General features: G+C 36.1%; 7 protein-coding genes. All 7 read left to right on the top strand.

What is annotated here, in order from left to right:
• On the top strand, window positions 1–955 hold a 955-nt coding region (locus ACEW8U_RS13660), incomplete at its 5' end, for a phage baseplate assembly protein V (protein WP_373522610.1).
• Window positions 956–965: 10 nt separating this feature from the next.
• Entirely contained in the window at window positions 966–1,265 is a 300-nt protein-coding gene (locus tag ACEW8U_RS13655) for a PAAR domain-containing protein (RefSeq protein WP_373522609.1), read from the top strand.
• A 1-nt stretch (window position 1,266) separates the two neighbouring features.
• Window positions 1,267–1,680 carry a GPW/gp25 family protein gene (locus ACEW8U_RS13650; protein ID WP_373522608.1) on the top strand — a complete coding sequence of 138 codons (414 nt, stop codon included), beginning with the start codon at window positions 1,267–1,269 and terminating at the stop codon, window positions 1,678–1,680.
• Window positions 1,681–1,699: 19 nt separating this feature from the next.
• Window positions 1,700–5,329 carry a hypothetical protein gene (locus ACEW8U_RS13645; RefSeq protein ID WP_373522607.1) on the top strand — a complete coding sequence of 1,210 codons (3,630 nt, stop codon included), beginning with the start codon at window positions 1,700–1,702 and terminating at the stop codon, window positions 5,327–5,329.
• Between the two features lie 39 nt (window positions 5,330–5,368).
• Window positions 5,369–6,136: an adhesin gene (locus ACEW8U_RS13640; RefSeq protein WP_373522606.1), complete on the top strand. Its 768-nt coding sequence runs from the start codon at window positions 5,369–5,371 to the stop codon at window positions 6,134–6,136.
• A 53-nt stretch (window positions 6,137–6,189) separates the two neighbouring features.
• Window positions 6,190–9,012 (top strand): hypothetical protein, encoded by a 2,823-nt coding sequence (locus ACEW8U_RS13635; protein ID WP_373522605.1) that lies wholly within the window; start codon window positions 6,190–6,192, stop codon window positions 9,010–9,012.
• On the top strand, window positions 9,009–10,516 hold a 1,508-nt coding region (locus tag ACEW8U_RS13630; protein WP_373522604.1), incomplete at its 3' end, for a contractile injection system tape measure protein. The genes ACEW8U_RS13635 and ACEW8U_RS13630, both read left to right, overlap by 4 nt.

The raw sequence follows: 10,516 nt of genomic DNA, 5'->3' as shown, positions 1-10,516 counted from the left end.
GGAGAATATCGGTAAGAGTGCTTCAAACCGGGTAGTGTTAAATAAAATCAAAGGAAGGATACAGGTTTCCGGAACATCAAAAATTCAACCGGGTGATTTTGTGGAATTAAAAGGATTCAATCAACGATATAATGGAAATGCATTTGTTTCTAAAGTAATCCACGAAATGGAAGAGGGGGATTGGATCACTACACTGTATATAGGAATGTCCTCAAGATTCCATTCATCCCTTCCTGAATTGGAGGACCATGATGCGGGCGGGAATTTACCGGCAGCAAAAGGTTTGCTTATTGGTAAGGTGGCAGCCATTCATGGGGATCCTGACGCAAATTATAGAGTCAAAATTACAATGCCTTCCTTTAAGGGAGACGCCGAAGAGTATGTTTGGGCAAGAATGGCATATGACTATGCTTCAAATCAATGTGGATTTTTCTTTTTTCCTGAGATAGGGGATGAAGTATTGGTAGGTTTTATCAACAATGATCCGCGTTTTCCTGTGATAATGGGTGGCCTTTACAGTAAAAAGAACAAACCAAAAGAGGAACCTGATGAAAAAAACCAATTCAAATCCATTGTAACCAAATCAGGGATTTCTATAAAGTTTGATGATGAAGACAAGATTCTGACAATAGAAACACCGGAGGGGAATAAGCTGGTGATGAATGATAAAGATAAATTGATTTGTGCTGAAGATATGAATGGGAACAAGTGGACGATGAATGAAAGTGGGATTTCTTTGGAAAGCCCAAAGGATATAAAAATTACCGCAAATGGGAAAATCAGTCTTGACGCCACTGCTGAATTGGATATTTCCTCAAAGGCCGATGTAAAATGTAAGGGCATGAATGTAAGTCATGAAGCTCAGGTTGGATTCAAAGCAGCCGGAAATGCAACGGCTGAATTATCCGCTTCCGGCCAAACTACTGTAAAAGGTGCCATAGTAATGATCAATTAAAAATGAAAATATGCCTCCAGCAGCAAGATTGACAGACATGCATACATGTCCGATGCAGACGCCCGGACTTCCACCGATCCCTCATGTAGGTGGACCAATTATCGGACCAGGTATACCAACTGTACTGATAGGGAAGATGCCAGCAGCTGTGTTGGGAGATTCCCTTGTCTGCGTGGGTCCTCCGGATTCTATTGTCAAAGGCTCTGCCACTGTGATGATTGGCGGTAAACCAGCTGCAAGAATGGGAGACTCCACTGCACACGGAGGTAGTATAATATTAGGTTGTCCAACGGTAATGATAGGAGGATAATATGGATAAATCGGAAAAATCTTTTTTGGGTAAGGGCTGGGCATTTCCTCCGGCTTTTGACATTCAGACCAAACTTGTCAGAATGGTATCAGAAAATGAAGATATTCAGCAAAGTATTCGCATCATGCTGGGGACTATTCCAGGCGAAAGAATCATGAATCCCAAATTTGGGTGCGGTATTATCAAACATGTTTTTGAAACAACTGACGCTACAAGCATTACCATCCTAAAAGACATGATTTATGATGCCTTATTATTCTATGAACCTAGAATCAAATCTGAAAAAATCAATATACTCACTGACAGAATTGAAGAAGGGATTCTTATGGTACATATTTCATATATAATCATCATCACCAATACAAGAAGTAATATGGTATACCCCTTCTATGCTACTGAAGGGACCAACTTATAAGTAAAAAAAACAAAAAAATATGGGGCAAGGAGTCAGTCAAAGTGGAAGGTTTCAAAAAGCATTAGAAAGGGATTACTTTTTAGTGGATGAACGTTCTATGCTTGATCTTCTGCGTTTTACAATTGAGTATGCAGAAAGAGTCAGGTATTTTGATTTTAATGACCGGACATCAAATAACTGGAAGCCATTTTTTATGAATGATCCTCTTTTTGTTATAGCTATGATTGCAGGAACTGACATTCAACCATTCAAGACTAAACACGATTCATTGCTGTACAAACTTAATGAGTCCAATGATTTTCAAAAAACTGAATTGGAAGAGGCCCTTGCTACCAATATTTTACAGTTGGCCAATTATATCAAAAACTGGAATGATTTGTTGGTAGATTCAAATTTTTCCGGTCCATTATTACAGGAAATTCAAAACAGCCTAAAATATTTGCATGATGATCTTGCCAAAGTTCTGACGAAACAAAAAACAATAAATGCAAAAGATTTAGGGATTTCCTATACTTTTTTCCAGGAAAAAGATCAGGATATCATGCTTTCAGAGGCATTTAAGTCTGTATTTAAAAGTTTGCTTTTTGTAAAAAAAATAGCAGCAGACAGATTTGAAACCGAATTGTTTGAAAGTCAATTTCACCATCCACATATTGGACTATTGGTTACTTTTTTCAAACTTTTTGAGGAAATTCAGAAGGATGTCAATGAATTTACCCAAAAACATCTGGACTTTTATTATAAAAAACTTCTTGAACAAAAGCCCAAAAAGAAAAAACCCAGTACAGCAATCATTGGTCTGCAATCAATTGTCACAGGTGCGGAAAATTTATTTATTCCAGAGGGTCAGCAAGTAAAATTGATTTTTGACAATAAGCAGGAAATTGATTTTGAAAGTATTTATGGTGAATGGGTCAGCCAAGCAAAAATTGCGGAAATACGAACCTTATTCAAAAGCTTCTATACACCCTTTTCAGAAGCTAGGATTGAAGATGGTACCTATCTAAATATCATTTATGATGGATTGCTGTATGATGGAATTATAACGCCCAAGGTCAACCTAAAAATAAATAACCAAGAAAGGTTTCCGACTTCTTTGGGAGAAGATCAACATTTAAAAGGAATTTCTGACCGTACACTTTGGGAAAGCAATATTGGAATTGCCATTTCTTCCCCGGTGCTGATAGTTGAAAATGGTAATTTCAAAGCCATTGTAAGCATCAGTTTATCGGAAAGTTCTTTATCTGCTTTTGAGTTTGAATTGAAAAAATTAAGAATTTTGAAAGAAAAGCTTCAAGGGAAGGATGAAAACCAAGAGAAAAATGGAAATAATGATTTGGCTTCTTTTGTTAAGTTATTCTTGTTGGATTCTTTCAGATTATCCTATTCTACCTTGAAAGGATGGAGTGATCTTCCAGGTTTTTCAATTACATTCAATCGGACTGAAAAAAGTATCGTGTTTGTTTTTGAACTTGCCAAAAACGAACCAAGTCCGGCCATTTATAACATTGAAACCCATGGGGGGAATTATGAATCGGAATGGCCTATTTTAAAGGTATTGATCAACAATGAGGCTTCTCTTCCCCCTTACCGATTATTGCAGTTACTTGAGGTTGAAGAGGTGGCCATTGAGGTTCAGGTATCAGATGTGGAACAAATACAGATTTCCAACCAATTGGGAGATTTGGATATCGGAAGCCCTTTCCAACCTTTTGGTCCTTTGCCCGACGTGGGATCAAAACTCAAAGTCAGCAATCCATATCTTATTTCTAAGTATCTCTCAGAACTCATTTTCAACTTTAAATGGAGCGGGTTACCCCTCATTAGAAACGGCTTTAAGGAATATTATAGCGCATATCCCCAGAGATTTGACGATCAGGATTTTGTATCTGAAATATTAGTGCAAAGAGGGAAAAAGCAAGTCAAGCATCATAAATCCTTTCAGGAGTTCAGCCTTTTTGAATCTGAGGAAAGAGAGGATGGGTTTTACTTATTGCCCCTCAAAAGAGTAGAAGTGGATCTGGAAAGTTTTGATGTGGAAAAAGCCCCGGGGTTGTTGTCTGAAGAGAGGGATAAAAATGACCTTGCAGTCATTTTTTCTTTGAGCAAACCTTATCAGGCTTTTGGTCATCATATCTATTCAGAACTTTTTGCAGATATTTCCATGCAAAAGAGTAGGTTCAAAAGAAGGAAAGTGGAACTACCAAAACAGCCCTATACGCCAGTTTTGGAACATCTATTAGTTGATTATAAAAATTACACCAAAGAAAATATCTCAAGGGGTAAAATCACCAAATCGGTTAATATCAAACTTTTCCATATCTATCCTTTTGGTCATGTACAGGTTTACCCTGCCTCCCTGGAATCATTTTCTTATTTAATGCCCCAGATCAAGCACAAAGGAAATCTTCTCATTGGCCTGACTGACGTAAAAGCCAATGAGACCCTCAATATTGGTTTTGAACTTGAAGAGGCAATTTATCCCATATCCGCTATTAGATCTCCTGATTTATATTGGGAATACCTTGATAAAAACAGGTGGAATTCTTTAGAGGATATGCTTCTTGAAGACAGCACCAAAGGAATGGTTAAATCGGGAGTAGTAAAAATAAAAATACCGGGAACCATTAATTTATCCAATACAAGGCTTTCAAGTGGTAAATTTTGGATTAGGGTTGCATTTGACGGACAAACCGATTTAAACTCCAAAATAAAAAATGTTTTCGTGAATGCTTTTAGAGTTAAAGAAAAAATTCAGGTTGAAGAAACCAGGAATGAAATTGAGAAAGAAGCAAAAGTCAAAAAAATTGAATTGATTGGTGGAAATTCCAATATCAATTCGAACGGAATTTATGATTTAAAAATTTTTTCCAATTCTGTGGATTCTGAAAAAGATTATTATTTAAGGTCCAGTGAAATTCTTAGGCATAAAAACAGGGCCTCTACCAATTGGGATTTTGAGAGGATTATTTTAGACCAATTCCCTGAAATAGAAAGGGTTTTTGTTTACAGCAGAAGTACATTCCCTGATAAATTAATTAAAGGAACAAGTCTTCAGATAGTTGTGATTCCGCGGTCGGAATCTTTAGGGCGTGCAATTAATAGAAGAGTGCCTTATGAACTATTGGGCCGGATGAAAGATCATCTTTTGTCCAAAACCTCTGCTTTTGCAAGATTTGAGGTTTCAAACCCGGTATTTGAAAAGCTTAAGGTTAGGTGTAGTGTCAAGTTCACCAAAGAATTTCAACAACAATCAGGATATTACAGAGATAAGCTCAATAATGAACTGATTACGTTTTTGTCCTCCTCTTCTACCTATAATCGAAAAAACGCCGAAAACTTTTACGCCATTTCTAAATCTGAAATATTGACTTTTATTGAAAGCCGTGAATATATAGATTTTGTCACGCAGCTTTCTGTATTGCAGTTAGTGGAAGTTCAGGGGGCATTTAATGTGATCGATACTGCGATAAAATATCACGGAAGGAATATTGAAATATTAAGGACAATTTCTCCATACGCAGTGCTTATTTCTGCGGATAATCATCAAATTAATCCAATTACTGATCCGACAATTTTGGATCCCGAATATGCAAGTATTGGAGATTTGTCCATTGATTCTGATTTCGTAGTAATTGAGAGGACTTAAGTAAAAAATTGAACCAAAAAGAAATCGAAATCTGATTTTATGGAAAAACAAAGCCATCAGAATAAAGTCATTATCAATGATAGGGAGCAACTGAAAAAATATTTCAAAAACGGTATGCTGCCCAATGAAAATCATTTTGCCATCTTGATTGACTCGATGTTCAATAAGGTCGATGATGGTATCAGCAAAAATGATGTGGATGGTTTAATGGTATTTCCGGCAGGTGATGAACAAAAGCTGCTCAGTTTTTATGAAAATATCAAAGACAAGAAAGCATCCTGGCTTATCGTAAATAGCAAAGGTGAAAACAAAGGACTAATCATCAAAGAGGATAACAACGATTGGCCTACCATATACTTTGAGACGGGAGGAAATGTGGGAATCGGTACTTTATTTCCAAAGCAAAAACTTGAGGTGGAGGGCCTTGTTGCTTCAAAAGGGAGAATGGGTACTTTCAAAGAGGGGAAAGTACCTGCTGACGGAAAATGGCATGATATCCTTGATGGACTGACAGGCTGCCATGCATACGAAATAATGGCTTATGCAGGAAAAAAACACAAAGGGAAATATGCCCTAATGCATGCAACAGCAATCAGTACTTATGGCAATTCAAAATCCAAAATCAACAAAACCTGTGGGTATTACGGCGCTTGGTGGAATAGATGGAATAAAATAAACCTAAGATGGTTCGGTGAAACTTTTGATTTCAGATTGCAGATCAAAACTATGAGCAATTATGGTGATGGAAGTCAGATCATTTTTAAGATTGCCAAATTATGGGACAATAACTTTATTGATGAAGAATAGCTATGTCTGAAAGCTCCAATAGTTTTTCAAAAAAAGAGCTGCTGAAAAGCACCATGGATTTCAATTATTTGAAAGACAAGGGGTTGGAATATACACAGAAACTAAGTGGAGGGATTTGGACAGATTACAACGCTCATGATCCAGGTGTTACCATATTGGAGCAGCTTTGTTTTGCTTTGACCGATCTTGCCTACCGGACTTCCTTTGATGTGCAGGAATTGCTGACATTTCGCAAAAACCAACCTTTGGACGCCCGAAATAATGCTTTTTACTCCCCAAGGATGATTTATAGCAGACATGCTGTTACTTCAAATGATTTTCGCAAAATTCTTATCGATCGTTTGGAGGAGATACAAAACGCATGGATCAAACCAATCAGAAATTATGATAGGGAAGAAAGTTTGACTGGTATAAGTGAAATTGTCATCATGCCCTCTTTGGCTTTCCAGAAAAGCCTCAAAAGAAACCCAAAAAAAGAAAATATCTTTTTGGATAAGCTCCATACTTTTCTAGCTAAAAACAGAAATATAGGAGAGGACTTTGAAAAAGTAGTTTTACTAAAACCTGTTCCATTCAAGCTTGAGATAAATATAAATATTCTTGAAAATGGAGACTCTGACCAAATCCTTGCTGAAATTTTATTCAATCTAGAAGTTTTTTTATACAACCCTGTAGCATTTTCCAGTATTGGAGAAATGATTCAGGAAAATCTATCCCTTGAAGAAATCTTTTCGGGACCTCGCCTTAAATCAGGTTTTATAAAAAATTCAGAACTCAAAGAAAGAAAAACCGAAATTCACAAAGATCAAATACAAAGGATATTGACCAAAGTAAGGGGAGTAGAAAAATTACTCAACATTGTAATAAACTCTGATCCTGACTTAAGATTCCTTTCACTCAATGATGGTGAATATGTGAATCTTGATTTTGATGATAGCGTGAACGGGGTTTTTGAGACCATCAGGTTAATTATAAATGGGAACCGTGTCCATGTTGATAAAAACCGAGTCAATAATTATTTACTCGAATTCTGGTCAAAAGGGTACCGGACTTATCAGATGGAGTATTTTCAGGAGGAATATTTTGATAAAAAATTGAAAGGGAATTTTCGTGATCCCGGAAAATATACTTCTATTCAACATCAATTTCCTCTGATTTATGGTTTGGGCAAAGAAGGGATTTCCAAGCATGAACCTTTGGAAAGAAAAGCTACGGTAAAACAACTTCGGGCCTACTTATTATTTTTTGAGCAACATTTAGCCAATTATCTTGCCCAGCTTTCAAATCTCGATCAACTTTTTAGTGTAAATAACATAGATGAAAAAGTCAGTTATTTTTCCCAAAAATTATCCAGCGTGGTAGACTTAGAGCAAATTCTGATTTCTCCACAAGAAAATTCAAATTCCCAAAATTCTTTCAGCTTTGAAACGTATGATGATTTTTTGGATAGAAAAAACAGACTATTTGATCATCTCTTATCCAGATTTGGTGAAAACTTGGATGAACTTCCTTTCCTAATTTCTTTGAAACTTAATTTGATCTCCAACATACACGATTTGAAAAAAGAATTGCTCCTAAGAAAATCGGCTCTTTTGATAGCATTGGAGGATCTGAATTATTATCAAAATAAGGGGACATTTCTTACAGAAGCACAGCAATTGAAAGATTTGTCAGGTTTGGAACAGATCCTGTTGTCCAAAACCGGAATTCCTCAACAAAAAGGTACTTTGGTTTCGGAAGGGATTCTAAAGAATGCTACGGGGGAAGATTCCAGTACGGAATACCTCAAATCCAAAGTTGAACAAGAACAATTTGTAAAATCCTTTCGAAATATTACGGAAAATGAAAAAAACAGCAATGAAAGTGGAATCATTCCTGAAATTGAATTTTCACCTCTTTTTGGCCCCATCGGTCTCAAATGTCTGATGACAAATGGGGTTGATTATAGAAAGTATAAGATTTCTAAGCTTAAAGAAAATAAAGAGTTAATAGAGGTGATTTTTCAGAAAGAAAGTAATAAATGGGTAAGTCTTTTTGAAGGAATGGATGAATCTGAAGGAATCAAAAAGGTAAATAGCTTAATTGCCTATTTTAGGAAAGCAAATCTCAATTCCGAAGGTCTATATCTGGTAGATCACATTTTATTACGGTCTTTTTTGGAAAAAAGCTTATTGGGCTTTTTTATCCTAAATCAATATAACCGTAAAATATTTCAGTCAAAATGGGTGGCATATGAGGAGGAAAGAAAGAAGCTGATGGATGATTTCTATCAATACTCTCAAGAAAAGAAAAATTATCAATTTGGAAATGGGATTCTCTCTGTCCATGGTGGACAAGGGGAGTTATTGGCTACGTATATTCCTGAACAGGAGAATGAAACAATAACAGACAAAGAACTCGAAGAGATATTTCAAAGCAATCGAGAACTTTCAAAACTGATGTCCGGCAAAGCGGAAGAAATGGGAAGGCTGGGTTTGAAAGAAGTAGAAATGATCCGGCTGAAAGGAACCCTTCATGGGGAAAAGCATTACTGCCAAAGAAGAGTGATTCTAAATAGAAAACTGGAGGACAGATCTGAGTTTGCTGAAGATTTTTTTGATCAAAAAATAAGTATTGTATTGCCTGATTGGCCTGCCAGGTTTCAAGACAAAAGTTTCAGGTCATATATGCATGACCTGATTGCAGAAAGGGTTCCTGCCCATATAGAGGCTAATGTTTATTGGTTGGGATTGGATGATATGATTGCTTTTGAAAAGGCCCATCAAGTTTGGATAAATCTTAAGATTGATCAAAAAGAATCAAATTTGAAAAAAATCAAAAAAGCATCTTTGGAATTGTCCCAGTTGATAATGAATTGGAAAAAAGGGGGAGAATGATGAGAGCAGATCCAAATATTATAGCAAAATCGACCATTTCTCTCCGTTATCCCAATAGGGATTTGGCCTCCCAATGCAACAATCAAATTGAGCGGATTTTTGCGTCCCATATTTTGCCTGAAATGGATCGGGTATTTAATGAAGAAGCTATTGGGGGAATGAATCTTGAAATAGACAGCTTGGTGATCGATATTGGTCAGATCAAGCAATCTGAATTGGAAAGATATCTTGGGGAAAAAATCAGAATGGCATTGTCATCCGAATTATCCAAATCATTAGTTAAAAATTATGATTTTTTAAAGGTAGAGGATTTTAATAAAAGTACATTTTCTTTCTTTGGTGAAGGATTGTTTTTCTACCTGACGAGAGGTTTCATGCCCTATTGGATTCAAGCAGGGTTGGATCTGGAAAATTTGATGGATCATATTTTTAATTCAAATCCTGGATATTTTAACATTTTGATAAGAAAAATAAAGGGAAACAAAGAGGCAAAGAAGCGGTTGGCTTTTGGACTTTCAAACGCTTACTTTGACAAACTGATTCAGGTATTAGAACCTTTGGACTCAGAATGGATTATTGAGTTCCGTTCATCAATTGGACAGATCATTTCCAAAAATGCTGAAATCTCGGCCCAAAATAAGGACTTGGAAAGATCTATCAATTATTTTATTCTGGGATTTTTCAGTGATGAATCAGGAAGTGAATTTAATAGGTTAAGATTTTCTGAAAGCATCTTAAGGCAGACAGCTGATCATTATAACATTGGTTTTCTTCAACTCATGAATGTTCTAGTCAGCGCATTAGAACAAAAAGAATATGTAAGATCGAAATACCAAAAATTTCATGCTATACTAACTGAAATCAAAGAGGACGAAACTAAACATCATGGCAGGAAGGAGAATAAAGACCTAGATTGGATACACCTATTCAATACCTATTCTTGGGATCAATTAACTGGAAAATTTACGGAAAAGGAACTGGGGGAAGTAATTGCAAAACTCTTTGAAAGAGAAATATCCAACGGAACAGCAATAAATAAAAACGGGATATTTAACATCTTCAGGTTGGTCGAGGGAAAAGGTTTCAATGAATTTAAAACATTGCTAGAATCAATTTTTTCTTTAAAACTTTCTGGAGATTTTAGTTTTGAAGAGACTAAAAGCTTTCAGCGGATTTTTATGCATTGGTTCCAATTGAAAAAAGAAGATCCATTTGAACCGGATTCAAGGCTGTTATTGATTAGGGCTGTTTTAAAGGAAATGTCAGAGGCCAAAGAATTGGTTGACTCGGACTTGTCGCCTATCCTCCAAATCGCAAACAAATATAATATCAAGACATCTTTGATACTTTTGGGAAGTGGCGCTTTAAATAAGAATACGGTTCTTGATGATGAGAAAAAACCAATCTTGCTTGAAAATCATTATGACTCACTTTCTTTAAAGAAAATCCTGCTATCTAAATATCTTGAAAATGGATATCTCCCTTATGCATTCCAAAACATTTC

It is taken from the genome of Aquiflexum sp., assembly GCF_041751335.1.
In the GTDB taxonomy this organism is placed as follows: Bacteria; Bacteroidota; Bacteroidia; order Cytophagales; family Cyclobacteriaceae; genus Aquiflexum.
The sequence above is the reverse complement of the archived record's forward strand: the minus strand, read 5'-3'. Positions and strand labels throughout refer to the sequence as shown.

Bases quoted from the DNA above. Each gene is read 5' to 3' on its own strand.
- ACEW8U_RS13645 (WP_373522607.1), top strand. From the start codon at position 1,700: ATGGGGCAAGGAGTCAGTCAAAGTGGAAGGTTTCAAAAAGCATTAGAA.
- ACEW8U_RS13640 (WP_373522606.1), top strand. From the start codon at position 5,369: ATGGAAAAACAAAGCCATCAGAATAAAGTCATTATCAATGATAGGGAG.
- ACEW8U_RS13635 (WP_373522605.1), top strand. From the start codon at position 6,190: ATGGATTTCAATTATTTGAAAGACAAGGGGTTGGAATATACACAGAAA.
- ACEW8U_RS13655 (WP_373522609.1), top strand. From the start codon at position 966: ATGCCTCCAGCAGCAAGATTGACAGACATGCATACATGTCCGATGCAG.
- ACEW8U_RS13650 (WP_373522608.1), top strand. From the start codon at position 1,267: ATGGATAAATCGGAAAAATCTTTTTTGGGTAAGGGCTGGGCATTTCCT.